19 protein-coding genes are annotated in these 23,104 nt (G+C 58.8%); 17 read left to right on the top strand and 2 right to left on the bottom strand.

All coding sequences use genetic code 11. The features are described 5' to 3' along the window. The first annotated feature begins 308 nt into the window (after positions 1 to 308). The 16 genes from wecB to VE26_RS02315 all read left to right on the top strand — a co-directional run bounded on the left by wecB (position 309) and on the right by VE26_RS02315 (position 18,648). On the top strand, positions 309 to 1,448 hold the full coding sequence (wecB, locus tag VE26_RS02240; RefSeq protein WP_046104920.1) for a non-hydrolyzing UDP-N-acetylglucosamine 2-epimerase: 1,140 nt from the start codon (positions 309 to 311) through the stop codon (positions 1,446 to 1,448). Further along, positions 1,448 to 2,737, top strand: coding sequence for a UDP-N-acetyl-D-mannosamine dehydrogenase (wecC, locus tag VE26_RS02245; RefSeq protein WP_046103580.1), 1,290 nt, complete (start codon positions 1,448 to 1,450; stop codon positions 2,735 to 2,737). The genes wecB and wecC overlap by 1 nt, the downstream gene beginning before the upstream one ends. A 114-nt stretch (positions 2,738 to 2,851) precedes the next feature. Further along, the gene (locus VE26_RS02250; protein WP_046103581.1) at positions 2,852 to 4,126 is read left to right on the top strand and encodes a lipopolysaccharide biosynthesis protein; all 1,275 of its coding nucleotides are present in this window, start codon (positions 2,852 to 2,854) and stop codon (positions 4,124 to 4,126) included. A 152-nt stretch (positions 4,127 to 4,278) separates the two neighbouring features. Then, a complete protein-coding gene (locus VE26_RS02255; protein WP_046103582.1) occupies positions 4,279 to 5,409 on the top strand; it encodes a DegT/DnrJ/EryC1/StrS family aminotransferase in 1,131 nt (376 codons plus the stop codon). Continuing rightward, the gene (locus tag VE26_RS18670) at positions 5,406 to 5,915 is read left to right on the top strand and encodes an acyltransferase (RefSeq protein WP_046103583.1); all 510 of its coding nucleotides are present in this window, start codon (positions 5,406 to 5,408) and stop codon (positions 5,913 to 5,915) included. The genes VE26_RS02255 and VE26_RS18670 overlap by 4 nt, the downstream gene beginning before the upstream one ends. Then, complete coding sequence (locus tag VE26_RS02265) at positions 5,915 to 6,871, top strand: Gfo/Idh/MocA family protein (RefSeq protein WP_046103584.1); 957 nt, start codon at positions 5,915 to 5,917, stop codon at positions 6,869 to 6,871. Before VE26_RS18670 ends, VE26_RS02265 begins: the two co-directional genes overlap by 1 nt. Further along, positions 6,868 to 7,842: an NAD-dependent epimerase/dehydratase family protein gene (locus VE26_RS02270; protein ID WP_046103585.1), complete on the top strand. Its 975-nt coding sequence runs from the start codon at positions 6,868 to 6,870 to the stop codon at positions 7,840 to 7,842. The genes VE26_RS02265 and VE26_RS02270 overlap by 4 nt, the downstream gene beginning before the upstream one ends. After that, positions 7,839 to 8,966, top strand: coding sequence for a DegT/DnrJ/EryC1/StrS family aminotransferase (locus VE26_RS02275; RefSeq protein WP_046103586.1), 1,128 nt, complete (start codon positions 7,839 to 7,841; stop codon positions 8,964 to 8,966). Before VE26_RS02270 ends, VE26_RS02275 begins: the two co-directional genes overlap by 4 nt. Beyond that, positions 8,959 to 9,468 carry an acyltransferase gene (locus VE26_RS02280; protein WP_046103587.1) on the top strand — a complete coding sequence of 170 codons (510 nt, stop codon included), beginning with the start codon at positions 8,959 to 8,961 and terminating at the stop codon, positions 9,466 to 9,468. Before VE26_RS02275 ends, VE26_RS02280 begins: the two co-directional genes overlap by 8 nt. Positions 9,469 to 9,478: 10 nt before the next feature. After that, complete coding sequence (locus VE26_RS02285) at positions 9,479 to 10,648, top strand: N-acetyl sugar amidotransferase (RefSeq protein ID WP_046103588.1); 1,170 nt, start codon at positions 9,479 to 9,481, stop codon at positions 10,646 to 10,648. 3 nt (positions 10,649 to 10,651) lie between these two features. Beyond that, complete coding sequence (gene hisH / locus VE26_RS02290; RefSeq protein WP_046103589.1) at positions 10,652 to 11,257, top strand: imidazole glycerol phosphate synthase subunit HisH; 606 nt, start codon at positions 10,652 to 10,654, stop codon at positions 11,255 to 11,257. After that, a complete protein-coding gene (locus tag VE26_RS02295) occupies positions 11,257 to 12,039 on the top strand; it encodes an AglZ/HisF2 family acetamidino modification protein (protein ID WP_046103590.1) in 783 nt (260 codons plus the stop codon). The genes hisH and VE26_RS02295 overlap by 1 nt, the downstream gene beginning before the upstream one ends. 15 nt (positions 12,040 to 12,054) lie before the next feature. Next, a complete protein-coding gene (locus tag VE26_RS02300) occupies positions 12,055 to 13,263 on the top strand; it encodes a hypothetical protein (RefSeq protein WP_152658685.1) in 1,209 nt (402 codons plus the stop codon). 240 nt (positions 13,264 to 13,503) lie between these two features. Continuing rightward, positions 13,504 to 15,654: a bi-domain-containing oxidoreductase gene (locus VE26_RS02305; protein ID WP_046103592.1), complete on the top strand. Its 2,151-nt coding sequence runs from the start codon at positions 13,504 to 13,506 to the stop codon at positions 15,652 to 15,654. Positions 15,655 to 15,785: 131 nt separating this feature from the next. Further along, entirely contained in the window at positions 15,786 to 17,459 is a 1,674-nt protein-coding gene (locus VE26_RS02310) for a heparinase II/III family protein (RefSeq protein WP_244465609.1), read from the top strand. 4 nt (positions 17,460 to 17,463) lie between these two features. After that, the gene (locus VE26_RS02315) at positions 17,464 to 18,648 is read left to right on the top strand and encodes a glycosyltransferase family 4 protein (RefSeq protein ID WP_046103594.1); all 1,185 of its coding nucleotides are present in this window, start codon (positions 17,464 to 17,466) and stop codon (positions 18,646 to 18,648) included. A 376-nt stretch (positions 18,649 to 19,024) separates the two neighbouring features. On the opposite strand, the gene VE26_RS02325 is transcribed toward VE26_RS02315, so the two are convergent. Together VE26_RS02325 and VE26_RS02330 are read right to left on the bottom strand one after the other, a co-directional pair. Beyond that, positions 19,025 to 20,833: a polysaccharide biosynthesis protein gene (locus VE26_RS02325; RefSeq protein ID WP_244465610.1), complete on the bottom strand. Its 1,809-nt coding sequence runs from the start codon at positions 20,831 to 20,833 to the stop codon at positions 19,025 to 19,027. A 52-nt stretch (positions 20,834 to 20,885) separates the two neighbouring features. Then, complete coding sequence (locus tag VE26_RS02330) at positions 20,886 to 21,944, bottom strand: MraY family glycosyltransferase (RefSeq protein WP_046103597.1); 1,059 nt, start codon at positions 21,942 to 21,944, stop codon at positions 20,886 to 20,888. Between the two features lie 224 nt (positions 21,945 to 22,168). Here VE26_RS02330 and VE26_RS02335 point away from each other — a divergent pair, with 224 nt between their 5' ends. After that, positions 22,169 to 23,104 carry a UDP-glucose 4-epimerase family protein gene (locus VE26_RS02335; protein WP_200897204.1) on the top strand — a complete coding sequence of 312 codons (936 nt, stop codon included), beginning with the start codon at positions 22,169 to 22,171 and terminating at the stop codon, positions 23,102 to 23,104.

The raw sequence follows: 23,104 nt of genomic DNA on the forward strand, positions 1-23,104 counted from the left end.
TAAGGCAATTCGCTATTTTAGCCTGCCTCAAGCCGCCAGGTTGCTTTGGGTCGACACCCAAGGCGTGGTCTCTGGCGAGCGCAGGCTTTTGCTTAGCGTTGTCTGCCAGAACGTCCGGTCAGCGTCTAGGACAAAAAATGCATGTCATTCACGGCGCAGCCTAGCATCAGCTTGACCACACTTCATGGTCAGCTTATCTCGCTGCGCAGGTCAAGTTGCTCCTGCCACCAGCACGCCCCGCATAAACCATCAATAATGCCGATCCAGATCGGATGGACGCCGACCAAGGTCTGGCCCCAAGAGGTTATATGAAAAAAGTACTAATGGTGTTTGGAACCAGACCGGAGGCCATCAAGATGGCGCCGATCTATGAGGTGCTGAGGAATACGGCTGGGCTGGAGGTTCGCGTAGCAGTCACGGCCCAGCATCGTGAAATGCTCGATCAGGTGCTGCACCTGTTTGATATTCAACCTCACTACGACTTGGATATCATGAAGCCTGGCCAGGGCCTTTCGGAAATTACCGGCGCGGTGCTGATGGGTCTCAAACCGGTCCTGGACGACTTCTCGCCCGACCTGATGTTGGTCCATGGCGACACCACCACGACTCTGTCGGCTTCGCTCGCGGCCTATTATCAGCAGGTAGCGGTGGGGCACGTCGAGGCTGGTTTGCGCACGGGCAACATTTATTCCCCGTGGCCCGAAGAAATCAATCGTCGGGTCGCCGGCACGATTGCCCGGCTGCATTTCGCGCCAACAGAAGGTGCGGCGGCCAACCTCCTTGCTGAGGCAGTGCCCGCAGCGACGATAATGGTAACTGGCAATACGGTTATCGACACCCTCTTCGAGGTTGTGAGGCGGCTGGATGCGGACCCGGAGCAGAGTGCGGCCCTGGATGCCGAGTTCGGTATCGATCCGTCCCGGCGCATGATCCTGGTCACCGGGCACCGTCGCGAGAGCTTCGGGGGCGGTTTCCAGAGAATTTGCGACGCTCTTGCTCTTATTGCGCAACGTGAGGATGTCCAGATTGTCTATCCGGTCCATCTTAACCCCAATGTCAAAGGCCCGGTCGAAAGCTGCCTCGGAGCGTTGCCGCGCGTTCACCTGGTCGCGCCGCAGACTTATCTGCCCTTCGTCCACCTCATGCGTCGCGCAGACATCATTTTGACCGATTCAGGGGGCGTACAGGAGGAGGCGCCGTCGCTCGGCAAGCCCGTACTCGTGATGCGTGATACGACCGAGCGACCGGAAGCAATTGATGCCGGAACCGTCAAGCTGGTAGGTACCGATACCGATCTGATCGTTCGAGAGACAACCAGACTTCTGGACGACACAGCTGCCTACCAAGCCATGGCGGGCGCTCACAATCCTTATGGCGATGGCCTCGCTTCCTATCGCATCCGCGATGCCATCCAAAAATTCTTCGGCGTATACGAGGCAGAACAGTGATGCTCGATCGGCCCTTCAAACGCATTTCGGTTATCGGCCTTGGGTATATCGGACTCCCGACAGCTGCCATGTTTGCCTCGCGGAAAATCGAGGTTATCGGCGTCGATGTAGACCAGCGCGCCGTCGACACAATCAATAGGGGTGAGGTCCACATTGTTGAGCCCGCTCTGGACATGGTCGTGCGGGCTGCGGTCAAGGAAGGCTATCTACGCGCGGGCACAACTCCCGAGCCTGCCGAGGCTTTCCTTATCGCCGTGCCCACTCCGTTCAAGGGCGAACATCACGAGCCCGATCTGTCCTTTATCGAGGCTGCCTGCCGGTCCATCGCCCCTGTGCTCAAGAAGGGGGATCTTGTGATCCTCGAAAGCACCTCGCCGGTCGGCGCCACGGAAACCATGTCCAATTGGCTCGCTTCCGCTCGTCCTGATCTGAGTTTCCCCCAGACAGAGGGGGAACAGTCGGATATCCGCATCGCCCATTGTCCCGAGCGCGTTCTGCCCGGCAAGGTCATGCAGGAACTAATCACCAATGATCGGATCATTGGCGGTATGACCAACCGCTGCTCTGCTCTCGCGGCAGCGCTCTATAAAACCTTCGTAACTGGTGAATGCCTGATCGCTTCGGGTCCGCGCGTCGCTGAAATGGCCAAACTGACCGAGAACAGTTTCCGCGATGTCAACATTGCCTTTGCCAATGAACTGTCGGTGATCTGCGATAAGCTGAACATGAATGTTTGGGAACTGATCGCGCTCGCCAATCGCCATCCACGGGTGAACATTCTGCAGCCGGGCCCGGGCGTGGGCGGTCATTGCATCGCCGTGGACCCGTGGTTCATAGTGTCCTCGGCGCCCGAGCAAGCGAAGCTTATTCGTACGGCGCGAACGGTGAATGACGCCAAGCCCGACTGGGTGGTCGCCAAAATTCACGAGGCCGTGCTGGGCTTTCTGGCCGACCACCCTGGGGCACAGCTTCGGGACGTCAAGATCGGCTGCTTTGGTCTGGCCTTCAAAGCCGATATCGACGACTTGCGGGAGAGCCCGGCCATCGAGATTGTCAAAAGAATCTCAGTGAGCCATCCAGGCCCCGTGTTGGCCGTGGAGCCGAACATCACGAGATTGCCGTCCAAGCTGGGGGATAAGGTGATGCTTGCCTCACAGGTGGAGGCAATGGAGCAGTGTGACGTTGTTGTGATGCTCGTGGACCACAAGTCTTTCAAGTCGCCTGATATCCGATTTAGGGAAACCGCGCGGATAATCGACACGAGGGGCATGCTCTACACGAAGGCATAGGGTCGTTTCGCGCAGTAAGCCTGCAAATTTCTGGTCGTGACCAAGCATGAATTGCAGATTTTTGCGCGGGCATGTCGCTGATCGGTTTGTAGATACAAGGATTTAGCGGCGTCGATGGGGCTTTTTTCCGGAGATCTATCCAAGTTACTTGCAGCAAACGTCTGGGTGAATTTCGTCTTCCTCATGACGTTTGTTGTTCTTGGACTAATTTTGAGCAATGTGGAATTTGGCGCGTTCCGCGTCGCTCAGGCTTATATAGCTGTCGCCACCACCATTGCCATGTTGGGCCTCAACACCGCAGTGACGCATTTGTTTCCGCGAATGTCACCGGCTGAGCGCAAGGCTGCGCTACCAGTGATCCAGCTGCTCGTGGTTGTGTCGTCTCTGATTGCGGGAGTGATTCTCTACGGCATAGTGCCCACCACCGGTGCCCAGGTCGGTTTCTTTCAGCAGGCACTTTATTTCAGCTCCTTTCCACTAATCGTCGCAGGGGCCGCAATTTGCAATATCGCCTTGGCTGTAATGCAGGCGAACGGAGAACTGGCGGCATACTCAAAGTTCCAGATTTTCTGGAAGTCGTCGCTATTTGTCGCTGCGCTGGCGGGAGCCTTTTTTCTGGATGCACTAAGCGTCCTGATTGCGATGGCGTTGATATACCCGGTCTTTCTATTGCTCTCGAGCGCTCGCATTCGCAGGCAGGACTTTGTGTTGGACTGGAGCGTCCTGCACCGTCTTGGTCCGCAGTTCTTTAAAAGTGCGATCTGGCCATTTGCCGCCGCCTGCGCGTCGATCGTCTATGCGAACCTGGAGTTCCTCAGTATTGGCGAGGTTGATCTGAGCTCGGGCCTTGCAGGCGACTATTCGCTGGCTTCACTGATCTTTATCGGTGGAGCTGCCCTGTTTCTGCCGTTCCAGACCTTTGCAGGCAGCCGCGTCGTCAACAGGAGGATCACCTTGTCGGGCCTGTTTGGACTGCAGGCCATCTGCCTGGCGACGATCATGCTCGTTGCGATTTGCGCCTATGGTGTTGCGCAAGTCCTGCACTACCTTGACCCTGTCAAATTCAGCGGCAATTTTTTGGATTTCGCGTTCCTAGTCTGTCTGAAGCTGTCGGTTTGGGGGTCTTACGCCGTCATCGGAAGCGTACTGTACTATCTCGACAAGGGGTTTCAGTCCTTTATTCTGTCTCTGTTCGCGCTTTCTGCAACTTTACTTGCTTTTTTTATCCTGGATGTGGCGACATTGCGGGATGTCGTAATCGTCCAGATACTTTCGAGCGTCTTGGTGATGCTGGGCAGCGCATGGCTGGCCTACGCAGGCTTCCGAAAGCGAGATCTCCAACCCCAGACTCAGCCCGGATCATCTGATGCTGGCCAATCGGAGCTGTAACTTGAACGACCTGTTCTTGCGCGGGAGCGCACTGCCATGGCATGAGCCTGCCAGACAATTGGCAAACGTCCCGCGAGCCGGAGAGATCGCTGGGATGCCAATCTGGCCGCTGAAGCAACCCCGTTGCGGGTCATCCCGGGTATGGAGACGACATGAAAGTTCCCTTTATCGACATAGCGCGACACGAAGAGGGCTTTCGCTCGGCGTGGAGCGATAAGGTCGCTCGGATGACCGCCGAGACCCAGTTCATGGGTGGTGCCGAAGTCAAGGCTCTCGAGGATCAGCTGTCGACCTATTGCGGAACCAGCTTTGCCGTGTCCTGCGCCAACGGTACCGACGCTATCCAGCTTGCCTTGCGGGCGCTGGGCGTCGGCCGGGACGATGTGGTGCTGGTGCCCAATGCGACATTCTGGGCGACGTTCGAAGCGGTGGTGAACGTCAATGCCATACCGGTCACTGTCGATATCAGCCTCACCGATGGCGGCATTGATCTTGCCGCCTTCGAGGAGGCTATCGAGGCCGAAAAGCCCAAGGCCGCCATCGTCGCGCATCTCTATGGCTGGGGCACAAATGCGCTGACCGCTTTGCGCGCGCTGTGCTTGGAACGCGGCGTGCAGCTTATCGAAGATGGCGCGCAAGCCTTTGGCGTCACCCATGACAATGCGCCCATCTATGCCGGCGCGCTGATTTCGACTGTATCCTTCTATCCGGCCAAGGTGCTGGGCGCAGCCGGCGATGCCGGCGCCGTGCTGACCAATGACGCGGAGCTCGCGACGCGGGTCCGGCGCCTCAGCAACCATGGTCGCACCGAGCACTATGGCTTCGGCGATGTGGGCTGGAACTCGCGAATGGATTCGCTGCAGGCCGCGTATCTCAACCTGTCCTTCGACCATATCGACGCCCGGATCGCCTCGCGTCGCGCCGCGGCCGACGAGTACCGCCGGCTGCTGCCGGCTCTGGGCATCGTGCCGATGGCGGCGCCTCCGTCCTATGGCGAAAACGGATACTGCAATGTCTGCCTGATCGAGGATGCAGCGCAGAAGACGCGGATCGAGGATGTACTGCGCACAAAGGAGATCGGCTTCGGCAATATCTATCCGGGCACGATCGCCTCGCAGGCCGGCGCCAAACCTTATCTCAAGGCGCATTACGGCGGCGACAACGGCGACCGGTTGAGCCGTTCGGTCCTCAACCTGCCGCTTTTCGCCTACATCACCCAGCGTGAAATCGCCTCGGTGGTCGAGGCCTTGTCCGAAGCTCTCGATGCCAGGGGTGCAGCATGAGCCAGTCTGCCGACGTCTTCATTCATACGAGCGCACATGTGTCCCCCCAGGCTCGGCTAGGCAGCGGTACCAAGGTCTGGATCAATGTCCAGATTCGGGAGAATGTATCGATCGGTGAAAACTGCATCATCTCCAAAGATGTCTATATCGACGAGGGCGTGAGTATCGGCGACCGCTGCAAGGTTCAGAACAGCGTCTCGGTCTATAAAGGCGTCACCATTGCCGATGACGTCTTCGTCGGCCCCAATGCCTGCTTCACCAACGATCTGGTGCCGCGCGCCTTCAATACTGGCTGGTCGATCACACCCACCAAAGTGGAAACCGGCGCCAGCATCGGCGCCAATGCCACCATCGTCTGTGGCGTCACGCTGGGCGAGTATTGCATGGTAGCCGCAGGCAGCGTTGTCACCCGCGACGTGCCCCCCTACACTCTGGTGAAAGGCAACCCAGCGCGAGTTGCGGGCAGGATCAACAAAATGGGCCAGCGGGTCCCCGAGACCGAATAATGAGCGCCTCAGCACTGAAAATCGGCCTGGTCGGCCTCGGCAGCATGGGCAAGAACCACCTGCGCATTCTCTCGATGCTCAAGGAGGCCGAACTTGTCTTCATATCCGACCTGAACCAGCAGGCGGCCCAGCAATTGGCGGCGACGCATGGCACCCGTGCCGTGGCCGACCCGTTCGCAGCGCTGGACACCGTCGATGCCGTCGTCATCTGCACGCCCACGGCCACGCATGCCGACTACATCATGCACATCGGCAAGTCAGTAAAGAATATCTTCGTCGAAAAGCCGCTGGCGGCGACCGTAGAGGAAGCCCGCGTCGTCAAGGATTTTGCCGATGCCAACGGCGTCAACGTGCAGGTTGGCTTCATCGAGCGCTACAATCCCGCCGTGCAGGGCCTCAAGGATATTCTAGAGAAGTCCGAGCGCGTCATCAGCGTGGACTTCACCCGCACCAACAAGCTCAGCTCGCGCATCACCGACGTAGACGTGGTGATCGACCTGATGATCCACGATATCGATCTGGCGCTCTATATCAACGGTCCGGCCCGTTCGGTGGCCGCGCACGGATTTGCGCGCGGTGACGTCATCGACTTTGCTTCGACGCTTATCACTCATGACAATGGCCGGTTCTCGCGCATCCAGGCAAGCCGCATCACCGAAAAGAAGATGCGCAAGATCGAAGCGACGTGCACCGACATGTTTGTCGACTGCGAATTGCTGCGCAAGGAAATCCTGATTACCCGGCAGTCCGAGATCGTGCAGGCAGAAGGCCAGCCCTACAAGATCACAGCGACCCAGGAAGCGGTCGAGGTGCGCCCGCAGGAAGCGCTTCTGTCGGAACTGCTGGCCTTCATCGCAAGCTGCGCCGCCCATCCGGGTGACAATTATCCCAATGCAAAAGCTGGCCTTTCGGCGCTCGAAATCGCCGATACCGTCAGAAACGAGGTACTGAAATGACCGACAGGTCCTTAGCGGGCAAGACTATCCTGGTAACGGGCGGCGCGGGCTTCATCGGCAGCCACCTTGTCGACCGGCTGCTCGTCGAAGGCGCGGCGCATGTCGCCGTCATCGACAACCTGTTCGTCGGCTCCGAAGCCAATCTCGCCGCCGCACTGGCAACCGGCAAGGTTACCTTCTATCGCGACGACGCCGAATTCGCCGACAGCCTGCGCTATATCACCGAAAAGCACGCTATCGACATCGTGTTCAACTGCGCCACCAAGGCGCTGAACTATTCCTTCATCAACCCCGCCAATGCTTTTGGCACCAACGTCACCGTAGCGCTGAACCTGCTCGAACTGCAGCGCGCAGGTGCGTTCAAGACGCTGTGCCATTTCTCCACCTCGGAAGTGTACGGCACCGCCGTCTATGAGCCGATGGACGAAAAGCATCCGCGCAACCCGACGACGACCTATGCCGCCGGCAAGGCTGCCGCCGACCTTGCAGTCGAAAGCTACGTCCACATGTTCGGCGTCGATGCCTTCATCGTGCGTCCGTTCAACAATTATGGTCCGCGCCAGAACTATCGCGGCCTGCTGGCCGGCATCATCCCGATCACGGCCTGGCGCATCCTCAATGGCGGCCAGCCGGAGCTGCATGGCGAAGGCACACAGACGCGCGATTTCATCATGGTGCAAGACACCGTCGATGCCGTGATCAAGCTGTTCAAGGTGTTGCCGGCTGGAGAGTCGGTCAACATTTCCAGCGACAACCAGACTAGCATGTCGGATCTGGTTCACCGCATCGCTGCACGGCTCAACTATGGCGGTGAGATCCTGCGCAAGCCGGCCCGCCGTGCCGACGTGCTGTGCCACAATGCCAGCAATGGAAAGGTCAAGAGCCTGATCAGCTATTCCCTCACGCCTTTCGATGAGGGCCTGGCGCAAACGCTTGACTGGTATGTCAACGAAATCGGTGACAAGCGATGAGCGACCCCGTCCGCTTGATGCGACCCTACATGACCTTTGAGGACGTGGAAGAAGATTTCCGCGCGGTCTTCTCGTCGGGCCAGTTCACCCGTGGCGCCCATGTCGATGCCTTCGTCAAGGACATCAAGCACTATACCGGCGCCGATCACGCCTTCCTCGCCACCTCGGCGACCACGGCCCTGTGGGTCGCGCTCAAATGCCTGGGCATCGTAGCGGGCGATGAAGTCGCAGTGGCCGATTTCTCGTTCCCGGCTACGGCCAATGTCGTGGAGGACCTCGGGGCTATCCCTGTCTTTGTCGATGTCGATCTCGGCACCTTCAACATGTCGCCTGCGGATCTCGCCGCCAAGATCACGCCAAAGACCAAGGCCGTCATCTTCGTCGATGCCCTGGGCAACCCCACCGGTCTGCACGAAATCCAGGCGGTCTGTCGGCAGCATGCCATTCCGCTGATCGAGGACGCGGCCTGCGCCATCGGCAGCACCGAGCGCGGCGTGCGCTGCGGCAGCATTGCCGACATCACCTGCTTCAGCTTCCATCCGCGCAAACTGCTCAATACCGGCGAAGGCGGTGCCATCACCACCAATCGTGCTGACTGGGCCGACTGGCTGCGCGTCAAGTTGATGCATGGAGCCGACGGCATGCGCGGCCTGGGCCTCGACTTCGTCGATTATGGCTACAACTTCCGCCTGCCCGAGCTGCAGGCCATAATGGGTCGCAAGCAGCTTGCCCAGCTCGATGCCATCGTTGCCAACCGCAACGCGGTGCGTCAGGCCTATGTCGAGCAGCTTGCGCCAATCGGCTTCATGCCGCAGCGCATCGGCGATGACGTGCTGCACAATGTGCAGTCGCTGGTATTCCGCGTACCCGAAAATCTCGACCGCGACGCGCTGGTCCACTATCTGAAGACCAAGGAAATCGAGACCACGCTGGGCACCTATTGCCAGAGCGGCACGACCTATTTCTCGAAAAAGTATGCGGATGTGCAGCCGCGTGCGATGCAGCTCGAAGCCACCACCATCACCGTGCCGTGCTACGAGGGCGTGCCGGTAACGCGGGTCTGCGACGAGATCATCCGCTTCGCCCAGTCGCCCGGCCGGGCAAAGACGCCTAGCAATGGATGACGAGATCGAAGCGCTGCAAAGTCGCAGGCAAGCCGACAAGATCGCCAGGCACAATCGCCGCGTCTCTTTTGGCGACCTGGTCACCGATCGCTGGCAAAACGCCCGTGAATACGGTTTTGGCGAGGGCACGTCTTGTTACGACAACGTGCTCATCATCGGCGACGTGCGCGTCGGCCAGCATACCTGGATCGGCCCCAATGTCATTCTCGACGGCTCGGGTGGCGGCCTTGAGATCGGCGATCACTGCTCGATTTCGGCGGGCGTGCAAATCTATACCCACGATACGGTGCAGCGCAGCATCACGCTGGGCAAGGCGCCGGTCGACCAGTCGCCGACCCGAATCGGCCATGGCGTCTATATCGGCCCCAATGCCATTGTCGCGCGCGGCGTCACCATTGGCGACAAGGCGGTGATCGGCGCGATGTCTTTCGTGAACGGCGATGTGCCTGCGGGCGGCCGCGCTTGGGGCTGCCCGGCGCGATTGCAGCCAGAAAATGAGTGAGGTGGACGCGATGTCGAACCCAGCCAACATTGCCGAAGCCGGCCTGCGGGTCTGCTCCCGCTGCATCTACGACGAGCGGGTGAACGGCATCCATTTCGACGAGCAGGGCGTGTGCAACTTCTGCCACCAGGTCGATACGCTCAAGCAGCAGTTCGGCACCGGGACGGCCGAGGGCAAGGCCAAGCTCGACAAGATCATCGACGACATAAAGAAGGCCGGCCGCAACAAGAAGTATGATTGCGTCATCGGCGTCAGCGGCGGCACCGATTCGTCCTATATGGTGTATCTGGCAAAGGAGTGGGGCCTCCGCCCGCTGGCCGTACACTATGACAATACCTGGAACACCGCCATCGCCACGGAAAATATCCGCAAGGTGCTGAGTGCCCTGGATATCGATCTCTATACCCATGTGGTGGACAACAAGGAATCGGACGATATCTTCCGGTCGTTCTTCATGGCCAGCGTGGCGGAAATTGAGGCATCGACCGATTTGGCGCTGGCCGAGGTGATGTATCGAGCCGCTTGGAAGCATGGTGTGCAATATGTGCTCGAAGGCCACAGCTTCGTCACTGAGGGCATCACCCCGGTTGGGCGCAACTATTTCGACGGCGGCTACATCAAGAGCATTTATCGCCAGTTCGGACGCCGCAAACTGTCGTCCTATCCGCTGATGACCTTTTCCCGCTTTATGTGGTGGACCACCGTGGCGCGAATCCGGAAGATCCGGCCTTTCTGGTATCTCGACTATTCCAAGGAAGACGCGCGCGCCTTTCTCGAGCAAGAGTTCGACTGGAAATATTACGGCGGTCACCACCTCGAAAACCGCATGTCGTCCTTCCTGCACAGCGTATACCTGCCGCAGAAGTTCTCCACCGACATGCGCAACAACACGCTGTCCGCGCTGGCGCGCAACGGCAAGATGACACGTGAAGAGGCCTGGGCTGAATATAATACGCCGCCCACGGTGGAGCCCGAACTGGTCTCCTATTTCCAGAAACGCATCGAAGTCTCGGCCAACGAATATGCCAGCGTGATGGCGACGCCCCCGCGGTCGTGGTGGGAGTTCAAGACCTACAAGCAGCGCTTCGAGCGCCTGCGTCCCCTGTTCCGCATCCTGGCCGGCATGAACCTGGTGCCAACCAGTTTTTACCTCAAGTACTGCTTTCCGGCGAAGAAGTAGGCCATGATTACCGTCATCGACTATGGCGTGGGCAACATGGGTTCCATCCGGAACATGTTTAAACGCCTCGACATCGAGGTTCAGATAACCTCCGACCTCGACCTTATCGGCAAGGCCAGGAAAATTTTGCTGCCGGGCGTCGGCGCTTTCGACAATGGCATGGCCCATCTCAATCGCGGCGACCTGCGCGCGGTGCTCGATCGCAAGGCCATGCAGGAGAAGATCCCTGTGCTGGGCATCTGCCTTGGCATGCAGCTTATGACGCGTAGCAGCGATGAGGGCGGGCTGCCCGGTCTGGGCTGGGTGGCAGCCAAGACGACGCGCATTCCGCCTGCACCTGGCCTCAAGGTGCCGCATATGGGCTGGAACGAGGTGCGCCCAACCCAGCCGGACCCGCTGACCGACAACCTGCCGGAAGAGCCGCGCTTTTATTTCGTGCATTCCTACTGCGTACACGTCGACGAGCCCAGCCATTCAATCCTCAAAGCGACGCACGGGATCGAGTTTGACGCTGCCTTTCACGCCGATAACTTGTTTGGCGCGCAGTTCCACCCCGAGAAGAGCCATCGCTTCGGGATGAAACTGCTGCAGAATTTCGCGGATCTGTAATGCTGAGAACCCGGATTATCCCGACCCTGCTGCTGCGCAATGCCAGCCTCGTCAAAACCGAGCGGTTTGGGCGCTTTCAATATATCGGCGACCCCTGCAATACAGTCCGCATCTTCAATGAGCTCGAAGTTGACGAACTGGCCTTCGTTGACATCACCGCCACCCGTGAAGGCCGGACACCCAATCTGTCCGTGCTGCGCGACATTGCCGACGAATGCTTCATGCCGCTCAGTTATGGCGGCGGTATCAGCACGCTCGAGCATGCCCGTTCGGTGTTCCAGATCGGCTTTGAAAAGGTCATCCTCAATAGCCATGCCGAAACCAATCCGGCGCTGATTACCCAGATCGCCGACGCTTATGGGGCCCAGGCCGTGGTCGTCTCCATCGACGTGCGCAAGAACCTGTTCGGCCAATACCGTGTCGCGACACAGGGTGGCCGTAAGCGTACAAGGCGCGATCCGGTCGAATGGGCAAAGGAAGCCGAGCAGCGCGGCGCGGGCGAAATTCTCCTTACCTCGATCGATCGCGAAGGCACCTGGCAGGGGCAGGATATCGAGCTTATCGCCAGCGTGACTCAAGCCGTTTCCATCCCCGTAATTGCGCAGGGCGGTAGCGGGACCATCGGTCACATCGCCGACGCAGTGAAGCGGGGTGGCGCCTCCGCCGTCGCAGTGGGCAGTATGGTGGTCTTCCAGAAAAAGGGCATGGGTGTGCTGGTGAACTTCCCCGATGCAGAATTGCTCAAACAGGCCCTGCGTGGCACTGATGGTCCAGTGCGCTAAAGATTGGGTGTTGCGGTGAATAGTTCGGAACTGATGGAGGGTTCAGTTACTGGTGCGGCTGGCAGGCGGAAGGCGGCTGTCAGCCTGATTTCCGTGCTGCTGTTCATGCCGGTTTTTCTGAGCAGTTCAGGGCTGTTCAATTCGCTCAGCTTTGAGGCAAGGGGTCTGCCTGTCTCTTTGCTGATTGCTGCGCTGTTCCCCATTGCCATTCTCGCATGCAGATCGGTCTCGGCCCTGTCTGTTCTTGCAGCATTGTTCGTATGCATACTTCTGCCTACGGCGCTCTTCGGGATCCTCGATCCTGAGCATTTCTCCCTCACCCTCTCAATGTCATACCTATCGTCTCTGATTGTGGGATTCTCCGCCTACAGTCTGATGACGAGGCTGGAACCATCCGTCGCGCCTGAACGGGTTTTGCTCATCGGTGTATACACAATCAGTGTTGTGACGCTGATCTGGCTGCCCTACCAGCTACAAAATGTGCTCAATGATGGTCGTGCAAATGGCAGTGTTTTCGACGTGTTCGTGATCTACCAAGTATGGGTATATTGGCCTACGGTGCTGGCGATTGGGCTGTGTGCCTCTTTCATTTCACGCGATCCATGGATGTGGATTTTCAGAGCCGTCTTGTTTGTAGGGATCATCTTCACTGGCGCCAGAGAGCCGTTTCTTTTGATTTTCATGTTCGGCATTCTGTTCGCAGTGGCTAAGCGAAGGTCGATATACTTTTTAATGATCGGGGCGGCCGGTGCAGCATTTGCCTCAGCACTAATATTATTCATGCTGCTATACCCAGAAGCACTGATCTCTCTGAAATTGATGGCGATGCTTTCGGGGGAGACAAGTCTCGATGGTGGCCGCTTTGATGTTTTGGAGCAATTCGATCTTGTTAACGTCAACTTCCTTTTGGGAACCGGTTTCTCTGAGGCAGGAGTTTTTGGTTCGACGCATAATCAGTATTTGGAGTTTTACTATCGCGGTGGGGTATTTGGCCTGATCGTTGCCGCCATTCTGGTGTTCGTTTGGGTTCGTAGCTATGGCCGCTGCTCGAGCTTTCTCTGGAGCATATTTGGCGCTTTGCTCTCAGTGTCATATCTGCTGAATACGCCAATTCGTGTGCCTTACACGGGTGCAATTATGTGGACGTTGTTCTTCTTCCTCATCGCAAGCAGCGGCATACTGCCCAAAAAAGGGAATATGCGCTCTGAACTCGCGCCGGCCTAGCCCAGGGGTGTCGTGGCGTGAGGCCCCGGGATTAGTATGGCGAGCGTTGTGTCCCGGGTCCCTGACTTGATTTGGCGCGCTCTCCTGACTAGAAGCAGGCCAATTCTCGCCTCTAAGGGGCTGCTGCCAGTCACCCTGGATTACCGATCATCGACCACAATCCGGCCTTCGCTGGTATCGATAGTCCCGGCATTTGTCAGGCCGCCTGGCTCCTCCACGGCACAATGGACAGGAAATTGAATGAGGCAACTTCTTCAGGGCATCGGAAACGGTGAAACTGTCATCGAGAATGTACCTGCGCCAGTTGTCTTGCCGGGGACTTTGCTTATCGAGACCAAACGCACTTTGGTCAGCGCTGGTACGGAACGTATGCTCGTCGAGTTCGGCAAGTCTTCCATGCTGGAGAAAGCGCGCAAGAACCCTGATCGCGTCAAACAGGTCTTGGCCAAAGCCAAGACTGACGGATTGTTGACCACCGTCGAGGCGGTGCGGTCGAAGCTGAGCGAACAGATCCCCTTGGGCTATTGCAATGCCGGCGTGGTACTCGCGGTCGGCGAGGGTGTTTCTGGATTTGCTGTTGGCGATCGAGTGGTTTCGAACGGCAGTCATGCTGAGCTGGTTCGCGTGCCGGTCAACCTTTGCGCACGTATTCCAGATAATGTTTCAAACGATGCTGCCGCATTCACGGTGCTCGCCTCCATCGGCCTGCAGGGCGTGCGCTTGATCAATCCCACACTGGGCGAGACGGTGGTGGTCATTGGTTTGGGCCTGATCGGGCTATTGACCGTACAGCTGTTGCGCGCCAACGGCTGCCAAGTCATCGGCATCGATCCGAATCCGGCCCGTTGCACGCTGGCTAACACATTTGGGGCGCGGACCATCGTCGTTTCGGATGGCGTTGATCCGGTTGATCATGTGGTGGCCCTGACGGGAGGCAACGGCGCCGACGCTGTGATCATCGCTGCGTCGACCTCATCCAACAAGCCCATCGAGCAGGCAGCGGAAATGAGTCGGCAGCGCGGCCGTATCGTGCTGGTCGGCGTCGTGGGCCTGTCGATTTCCCGCGACATGTTTTACCGCAAGGAACTGAGCTTTCAGGTATCCTGCTCTTATGGCCCGGGGCGCTACGACCCAGCCTATGAGCAGGACGGACACGACTATCCAATCGGTATGGTGCGTTGGACCGAGCAGCGTAATTTTGAAGCGATCCTACAATTGCTCGCAAATGGCGGGCTCAGTCCAGAAGCGCTGATTACCCATCGCTATGCCCTCGAAGATGCGGCAGCGGCCTACGCTCTGATAAGCAACAGCACGACCGCGCTCGGAGTTCTCCTCGAGTTTGAAGACAGCCCGGCGGCGACGACAGCAAAAACGGCGCGCACAATTACGCTTGCGCAGCCGGACAAGCCTGCAACGCCGCGGGTTCCCGGATCGCCGGTAGCCGGCTTCATCGGCTTCGGCAATTATGCATCCCGTGTGCTCGCGCCAGCGTTCAAAGCCGCAGGAATTGCGTTGAATACTGTAGTCTCGACGGGCGGACCGCTGGCTACGACCGGCGGCAGGAATTTGGGTTTCCAGCGCGTTTCGACGGACGCGGAGCAGGTTTTCTCCGATCCGGGTATGAACGTTGTTGCCGTGGCTACCCGTCATTCAAATCACGCAGCAAGTATTGCCAAGGGGTTGAACGCCGGCAAGGCCGTCTTTGTTGAAAAGCCCCTTGCTCTCACCGTCGAACAGCTTGAGCAGGTCGACGCTGCCTATCGGGCTGCTGCTAATCCAATGCTGATGGTAGGCTTTAATCGCCGCTTTTCCTCACATGTCAGGTCGGTGAAGGCGTGGCTGGACAATCGGAGCGAACCTGCATCTCTGATCCTGTTGATGAATGCCGGAGCAATTCCTGTCGATCACTGGACTCAGGATATTGTGATCGGTGGCGGTCGCATCATTGGCGAGGCATGCCACCTGATCGATCTTGCTCGTTTCCTTACCGGGTCCAAGATTGTCGAAGTGCGCGCCGCTGCAATGGGCGGCGATGGCGCCAAGATGGTGACCTCCGATAAGGCACATATCACCCTGCGTTTCGAGGATGGCTCAACGGCTGTTGTGCACTATCTCGCAAACGGTTCGCCCAGCTATCCCAAAGAACGCGTCGAGGTCTTCTGCGGCGGCGCTATCGCGGTCATAGACAATTACGTCGCCACCAAAAGCTACGGTGCAGCAAGTCTCAAGAGCGTTCGTCACTGGCGACAGGACAAAGGTCAGGTTGCCTGCGCAACCGCCTTTGCACAGTCGGTTTCCACGGGGGGCGCGAGCCCTATCCCATATTCCGAATTGGTTGAGGTCGCGCGGGCCTGCATTGATGCGCAGGATCAAATAGCTGCGGCCTCCTAGGCCATGGGAACGCATCCAGCTAAGCAGCGGACGGCTTTCACGATGGATTTGCCGAAAATTGCCCGGTTAGCTGGAGGCGATACTCGTATCTGGCGCGACATGGATGCCGTACCCAAAATGGCAGCAAAGAAGTGCGTGCAGAGCCGCCCGGGCAAGCCCAAGGCCAGTCCGCAGGTAAGGGCAACATGAACCGAATCCGCCAAGTGCGGCGACTCTGGGAAACCGTTCGCCATCTCAAGCCAATCCAAATCTATGGGCGTATCGGCTACCGGCTGCGGCGCCCTCGGGCTGCCAACGCAGTGGCAGTCCGGCGCCGCGACGCTTCTGGCCACTGGGCTGAGACGTTTGCCGGCCCGCCCAGCTTGGTCGGGCCGACGGAATTCCTGCTGCTTAACGAGGTGCGCCAGCTCGATCCCGGTGGGTGGGACGATGCCTCCGTACCGAGACTCTGGCGATACAATCTACACTATTTTTCTGACCTAACGGCCATCGACAACGCCTTGCGGGCCGACTGGCACCAAAGCTTGCTGCGACGCTGGGTTGCCGAGAATGCGCCCGGCGTGGGGACTGGCTGGGAGCCTTACCCCACCTCGCTGCGCATCGTGAACTGGATCAAATGGGCCTTGACCGGGCATGCCCTTGATGCCGATGTCGAAGCCAGTCTCGCCATACAATTGGATTGGTTGACACGCCGTCTTGAGCACCACCTGCTGGGCAACCACCTCTTCTCGAATGCCAAGGCACTGGTGTATGGCGGCCTGTACTTTGAAGGACCTGATGCAGACCGCTGGCTGCGCATAGGGCTTGGCATCCTCCGCCGGGAATTAGCAGAACAGGTGCTGCCCGACGGGGGGCATTTCGAACGCAGCCCGATGTACCATGCCCTTGCCATCGAGGATGTGCTCGATCTGATCAATATTGACCAGGCCTTTGCCGATCGCGCAGGACTGGCGGCGCAGCTAAGGCCGACTGCACAGCGGATGCTCCGCTGGCTGCAGTCGATGTCGCATCCCGACGGCGAGATCGGCTTCTTCAATGACGCCGCTTTCGGTATTGCCCCATCGCTTGATGCGCTTAGCGCCTATGCCACGCGGCTCGGCTTGACGCTGCCGCGGGCCGAAGCCGCGCCACTGGTGCACCTAAGGGACAGCGGCTATCTCCGCGTTAGCTTTGGCGACTGCGTCGCTCTGATCGATGTTGCGCCTGTTGGGCCCGACTATCAGCCAGGCCATGCCCATGCCGACACCCTGAGCTTTGAGCTGTCGGTCGCCGGTCGTCGCGTCTTTGTCAATTCCGGTACCTCCGAATATGGTCTTTCCCCTGAGCGCCTGCGCCAGCGCGGTACGGCCGCCCACAACACACTGATCGTTGGCGCGCTCAATTCGTCCGATGTGTGGTCCGGCTTCCGTGTCGGCCGACGAGCCCATCCCACAGGGATGACACTGCATCAGGAAGCCGATCTTGTTCGGGTGGCCTGCTCTCATGACGGTTACCAGCCAACGCTCGGCCTAATCCATACCCGTACATGGACTTTCACACCGGGAAGACTGGTCATCCAGGACCAACTGTCTCGATCCGGTCCAACCTCTGAGGCCCGCTTTCACCTTCATCCAGACATCGCCGCCATAGCCCCCGAGCTTCTACCGCTGGCGTCCGGGAAGACGATGCACGTGTCGACCACGGGTGCGGACGCCATGACGCTCGCTGCATCCACCTGGCATCCCCGTTTTGGCCAGTCCATCCCATCAAAAGTGCTGGCCGTCCAGATTTCGGGCGGGACCGCCACAACGACATTTGCGTGGTGAGGCAATGAAGATACTCGTACTCAGCTTCTACTACACGCCCGATCTTTCCGCTGGCTCGTTTCGAATGTCGGCGCTGGTGGACTCGCTGCTCGATCAGCTGCCGCCTGGTGCAGAAATCGAGATCATCACGACGCTGCCCAACCGGTATATCAGCTTTTCCAACGACGCGCTCCAGCATGAGCGCAGCGGGGTGGTGGAGATCCATCGTGTAGCGCTACCCGCTCACAAAAGTGGCATGGTTGACCAGGCCAAAGCCTTCCTCAGTTATGCAAAAGGGGTCATGAGGCTCACCCGTCACAAGCGCTATGATTTGGTCTATGGCACCTCCTCGCGACTCATGACGGCGGCGCTGGCGGCGCTCGTGAGCCGGCTCAAGCGCGTCCCACTTTACCTCGATATTCGGGACATCTTTGTCGACACGATCAAGGACGTGCTACCAGGCCGTATCGCCAGACCGCTGAGCCCGGTCTTTTCGCTGCTGGAGCAGTGGACTGTGCGCCGTGCGAGCAAGGTCAACCTCGTGTCGGAGGGCTTCTCAGGCTATTTCACCGCACGATACCCCCGCAGCGCCTTTTCCTATTTCACTAATGGAATTGACCGGGAATTTCTGAATATCCCCCATTCAGCGGACGTTGCTCCCAAGCCGGTCGCGACAGTGCTCTACGCCGGCAACATAGGAGAAGGGCAGGGGCTGCACCTTGTGGTGCCAGAACTCGCGCGCCGCCTACATGGCTCCCATCGCTTCTTGATCATCGGCGATGGAGGGCGCCTGGCGTTGCTCCGGGAGGAGGTGGCGCGACTCGGCGTGAGCAATGTCGATATATTGCCGCCAGTACGCCGCCTGCAGTTGATCGAGGCCTATCGCCAAGCTGACATCCTGTTCCTGCATCTCAACGACCACGACGCCTTCAAGAAGGTTCTGCCCTCAAAACTGTTCGAGTACGGGGCGACCGACAAACCCATCTGGGCTGGCCTGGCAGGCTTCTCCCGCAGTTTTTGCGAGCAGAAATTGCCGAACTCAGCGGTCTTCGAGCCCTGCAACGTTGACGATGCCATTGCTGCCCTTCAACGCATCTCGCTCGCTTCCACTCCTCGCCCATCCTTCATTGCCGCGTACAGCCGCAAGGCAATTATGGATCAAATGGCGACGGACGTGCTGGCAACGCTGGCCCGGCACTCATCCGTTTAAGCTTACCCAGAGGGGCGGAGTGCGAAGAGTGTGCACTGGAGGCGTCCCCCTCTGCACTGATCAGTACCTCATTGTCGACAGCGGCGTTGCCCAGATGTCTCGGTGCCGATCGGTCATGTGCCACCCACAAAGGCGCCTTTCGAGCCAGGAGTGGTGACCAAGCTCCGCCAAGGCGATGCGGAGAACCTGCTGACTGAACCGGCCCGTCAGTTTGAGCCCCTCAGGGCATGCGAGCGCCTGCTGACTGCTGTGTCCAGCATGATCACCGCAATCCCGCCGCAAGACGGGTGCTTTACAAAGCCCAAGCGAGTGCAGCCGACCACATGCCTATGCGATACCGGGACGGACGCGGCCCGCGCGCGGGCGCACCAGTCGATCACTGCCGGATGAAATTGAACAAGATGCGGCGGGCCTCGACTTCGTTCTCGTCCAGCAGGGCGTGCTCGAGTTGAGCCAGCGCGTCCAGAACGTCCCGGTCAGTCGTATCCTGCTGCAGCGAGCGCATGATCTTGGGTTGGCGCGTCACCGAGACATTCGTGTCATCGTAGAACAGCTCTTCATACATCTTCTCGCCCGGGCGTTTGCCGGTGACTACGATTTCGATTTCTCCATCGGGATTGCCCGGCGTTTTTACCGAAAAGCCCGCCAAGTTAATCATGTTTGTGGCCAAGTCGCGGATCAGCACCGGCTCGCCCATATCCAGCAGAAACACATCGCCGCCGCCTTCGGAAAGTGCGCCGGCTTGCACGATGAGTTCGGCTGCCTCGTGGATGGACATGAAATAGCGTGTCATCTGCGGATCAGTCAGCGTCACCGGTCCACCATGAGCGATCTGTTCCTTGAACAGTGGAACCACTGAGCCATTGGAGCCCAACACGTTGCCGAACCTAACTGCGCAAAAAAGCTGTCCCGTCTTCTCCCGATCGGCCCGAATAGCCTTTTCCTGCACGATCAGCTCGGCCCAGCGCTTGGTTGCACCCATCACGTTGGTCGGCCGCACAGCCTTGTCGGACGAGATCAGCACAAAGCGCTCAACGCCTAGGTGGAAGGCCGTATCCACCACCGTCCTGGTGCCAAATACGTTATTTCGCAAACCTTCCAGGGCATTAGCTTCCACCAGCGGTACGTGCTTGTGGGCAGCGGCGTGGAAAACGATTTGCACGCCGTGATTTTGGATCGCGCGACGTACTGCTGTTGAGTCCACGATCGAGCCAAGAACGGGCACGATCGCGGGGTCGTGCAGCGCTCGAAGCTCGCGGTCGATTTGGTAGAGTGCGAACTCATTGGCCTCGAACAGCACTAGTCGCTGTGGCGCCCACTTGACGATCAGTCGGCACAGCTCTGAGCCGATTGAGCCTCCAGCACCGGTTACAAGGATCGTCTTCCCCTCAACCATCTGGCGAATAAGCTCGGGGTCCGATGGTACCGAGGAGCGACCCAGCAGTTCGTCGATGTCAATTTCTTTGACTTGACTGACGAGGTATTTCCCGTCCACCAGGTCCGATACCGCAGGAATAGTCCGTACTTTCGCACCGTGTCCGGCAACGCTGGCCACAATCTCTTGGCGCCGATCCTTGCTCAGGTTGGGCGCTGAAAGGATGACTTCCTCGATTCCATACTGGCTGATCAGGTTGGGTAAGCTGGCGGGCGAAAACACGCGCAAGCCAGCGACATCGCGGCCGTGGAGCGCGCGGTTATCGTCGATGAAGCCGACAATGCGCTGCGTGCCCTCTCGGCGCAGCGCATTGACCAACTGCGCACCTGAATTGCCCGCACCATAGATCAGGATTGGACGGAACTTGATCTGGCTGGCATTTGTAGACCACAGCGCCTTCTTTGCGAGAAATCGGCTGCTGCCGATCAACATGGTCGCGATTGCCCAATAGAGAATGGGCACCGAGCGCGGCACGAGGCCGCGACCAGCCATTTCCGAGAGGAATACCAAAAGAACCCAGCCAAGCGCGGCAAGTGTTGTTGCTTGCAGGATGCGCCATATGGCCCGCTCGGGAAGATAGCGGATAACCGCGCGATAAAGCCCCAGACGAATGAAGATCGGGATCGCGACAATCGGCGCGGTGGCGATGATCAGGAGTTCCTCGCCGGTGCGAGGCGGCGTCCAGGAGCCGTAGCGCATTGAGAAGCCAGCCCACAGCGCAAAACTCAGCGCAACGGCGTCAAAAGCCATAAGCACTAGGCGCTTCCAGAAGCGTGGAAGGTTTCCGATCGAGTTAAGAAGTCTATTCTTCATGCGTGGCCAAGTCGGTAGCAACATGGGTCTCCGAGTCGGGCTTGCCAGCGCCAGCGATTAGGCAGATGAACACCATAGGGACATAAGCCATCAGCACGGCCAGCCATGCTATGGCGGGGTCTCTTTGAGCCCAGAGTGCCAACGGATATAGCCAAGTCAGATTAACTGCAATGCAGGCCAAAGTGACCGGCAAATGTCCGTTCCAGCGGCGCGCGAGGCGCTGATATGCATGGGAGCGATGGGCAGAAAAGACTCGTTCTCCTCGGAATGCCCGCTGAATTAGCGTCACTGTGGCATCAGCAACGAACAGGGCAGCCAGGATCAGAACGACGCTGTAATCCAAAATGTTTGCCGACAGCAGACCCAGCGCGATAGCGAATATGGCTGTGGCGAGGAAATTGCTGCCAGCGTCGCCCATGAAGATTTTCGCCGGAGGCCAGTTCAGCACCAGAAAGCCCAACGAGGCGCTGGCCACCGCCGCGCCCCACCACATCAGCCAGACCGCGCCGCTATCTTGCCCGCTACCTAGAGCGAAAAATATCAAGCCAGCCAATAACAATACGCTTTCTGATGCGGCAATTCCGTCGATGCCATCCATGAAATTAAACAGGTTGATCCACCACACCCCTGCCAGGGCAAGGCCGACGTAAAGCAGCGCTTGCGGCACGATCAAACCTGATATCGTCAGAGGCGGCAGGTTGCCCGCAGCACCGAGCAGCACCATAACCAGAACGAACTGTACGCCTAAGCGAAACAGGGCCGGAAGATCCATCCGATCGTCGGCAAGTCCCAGCAGTGCTGCCACCAGGCTTGCGCCCCATGCCGCCAGTGCAAAGGATGACGGCAGCAACGCGAGGCCCGCAAAGAGGGACGCCATTGCAATTGCGATTCCGCCGCCGCTGGGGGTCGGCGTCCGGTGCGAGGAGCGTTCGTTGGGTACCTGTACCAGCCGTAGCCGCACCGCATTGCGTTGCACGAGCGCGGCCATCAGCCAAGCAAAACCGGCAGCGCTCAACACAACTAAGATGGAGAAAACATAAGACGGCATGCTGGCCATTTCCACGGTGCGAGCCCCGTCCTAGTCCGGGCAGTTCCAGGCAAGCAAGCCAATTTTGATCCCGGTTAACAACCGTTCGACTAAATATCCCGGTAGTGATGCAATCTGCGCGCAGTGAAACGCAGTCCGCCCAGCTTGCCGCATGTTGCAACCATCTCGCCATTTCGCTAGGGACTGGCAAAGGCCAGAGGACCCGCGCCCACACGGAGATGACCATGCTGCTGGTGACAGGTGCCGGAGGATTCGTAGGAGCCGCCTTGCTCGATCGGCTTCGGGCCGATGCAAAGCACTATCGCGCCATCAGCCGCACAGCTCGTCCCGGCATCGAGGCCATGGGCGCTATCGATGGCAGCACCGACTGGAGCGCTGCTCTGCAAGATGTGGACACCGTTATCCACCTTGCCGCACGCGTCCATGTGATGAGGGATCGGGCTGCCGATCCGTTGGAGGAGTTTCGCACCACCAACGTGGCTGGGACGCTTGGACTGGCGCGACAGGCGGCAGCAGCAGGCGTGCGCCGCATGATCTTTGTCAGTTCGATAAAGGTGAACGGGGAGGAAACGCGCCCCGGTAGACCCTTTCTGGCCGACGATCAGCCTGATCCACAGGATGCCTACGGAATTTCCAAGTGGGAAGCCGAACAAGAACTGCATGACTTGGCGCGAATGACTGGCATCGAGATCGTCGTGGTCCGTCCGGTGCTGGTCTATGGCCCCGGTGTTGGTGGCAATTTCATCCGCATTGTGGAATGGGTTCGACGCGGCTACCCGCTGCCTCTTGCTATGGTCCGTAATCAGCGGTCTTTTGTCTATGTCGGCAACCTTGTCGACTTGATCATGACCTGCATAGACCATCCGGCAGCGGCCAATGAGACTTTCCTGGCGTCTGACGGTGCTGACATGTCCACGCCTCAACTCGTACGGGTTCTGGCACGCCATATGAATCGAAACGTCAAGCTGCTCCCTGTTCCGATAGGGCTCTTGCGTCTGTTGGCCAGAGTTGCAGGCCAGAAGGATGCGGCGGTGCGGCTGACCGACTCTCTGCAGGTCGATATCGCAAAGAACAAAGAGATTCTCGGATGGTCGCCGCGGTTCTCGCTTGATCAAGGCATGCAAGACACCGTTCGCGACGCAGTCACTAAGAGGAAGTGA

Source organism: Devosia chinhatensis (assembly GCF_000969445.1).
In the GTDB taxonomy this organism is placed as follows: domain Bacteria; phylum Pseudomonadota; class Alphaproteobacteria; order Rhizobiales; family Devosiaceae; genus Devosia; species Devosia chinhatensis.

Coding starts and splice junctions, on each gene's coding strand:
- wecB (WP_046104920.1), top strand. CDS start 309: ATGAAAAAAGTACTAATGGTGTTTGGAACCAGACCGGAGGCCATCAAG.
- wecC (WP_046103580.1), top strand. CDS start 1,448: ATGCTCGATCGGCCCTTCAAACGCATTTCGGTTATCGGCCTTGGGTAT.
- VE26_RS02250 (WP_046103581.1), top strand. CDS start 2,852: ATGGGGCTTTTTTCCGGAGATCTATCCAAGTTACTTGCAGCAAACGTC.
- VE26_RS02255 (WP_046103582.1), top strand. CDS start 4,279: ATGAAAGTTCCCTTTATCGACATAGCGCGACACGAAGAGGGCTTTCGC.
- VE26_RS18670 (WP_046103583.1), top strand. CDS start 5,406: ATGAGCCAGTCTGCCGACGTCTTCATTCATACGAGCGCACATGTGTCC.
- VE26_RS02265 (WP_046103584.1), top strand. CDS start 5,915: ATGAGCGCCTCAGCACTGAAAATCGGCCTGGTCGGCCTCGGCAGCATG.
- VE26_RS02270 (WP_046103585.1), top strand. CDS start 6,868: ATGACCGACAGGTCCTTAGCGGGCAAGACTATCCTGGTAACGGGCGGC.
- VE26_RS02275 (WP_046103586.1), top strand. CDS start 7,839: ATGAGCGACCCCGTCCGCTTGATGCGACCCTACATGACCTTTGAGGAC.
- VE26_RS02280 (WP_046103587.1), top strand. CDS start 8,959: ATGGATGACGAGATCGAAGCGCTGCAAAGTCGCAGGCAAGCCGACAAG.
- VE26_RS02285 (WP_046103588.1), top strand. CDS start 9,479: ATGTCGAACCCAGCCAACATTGCCGAAGCCGGCCTGCGGGTCTGCTCC.
- hisH (WP_046103589.1), top strand. CDS start 10,652: ATGATTACCGTCATCGACTATGGCGTGGGCAACATGGGTTCCATCCGG.
- VE26_RS02295 (WP_046103590.1), top strand. CDS start 11,257: ATGCTGAGAACCCGGATTATCCCGACCCTGCTGCTGCGCAATGCCAGC.
- VE26_RS02305 (WP_046103592.1), top strand. CDS start 13,504: ATGAGGCAACTTCTTCAGGGCATCGGAAACGGTGAAACTGTCATCGAG.
- VE26_RS02315 (WP_046103594.1), top strand. CDS start 17,464: ATGAAGATACTCGTACTCAGCTTCTACTACACGCCCGATCTTTCCGCT.
- VE26_RS02325 (WP_244465610.1), bottom strand. CDS start 20,833: ATGGCTTTTGACGCCGTTGCGCTGAGTTTTGCGCTGTGGGCTGGCTTC.
- VE26_RS02330 (WP_046103597.1), bottom strand. CDS start 21,944: ATGCCGTCTTATGTTTTCTCCATCTTAGTTGTGTTGAGCGCTGCCGGT.
- VE26_RS02335 (WP_200897204.1), top strand. CDS start 22,169: ATGCTGCTGGTGACAGGTGCCGGAGGATTCGTAGGAGCCGCCTTGCTC.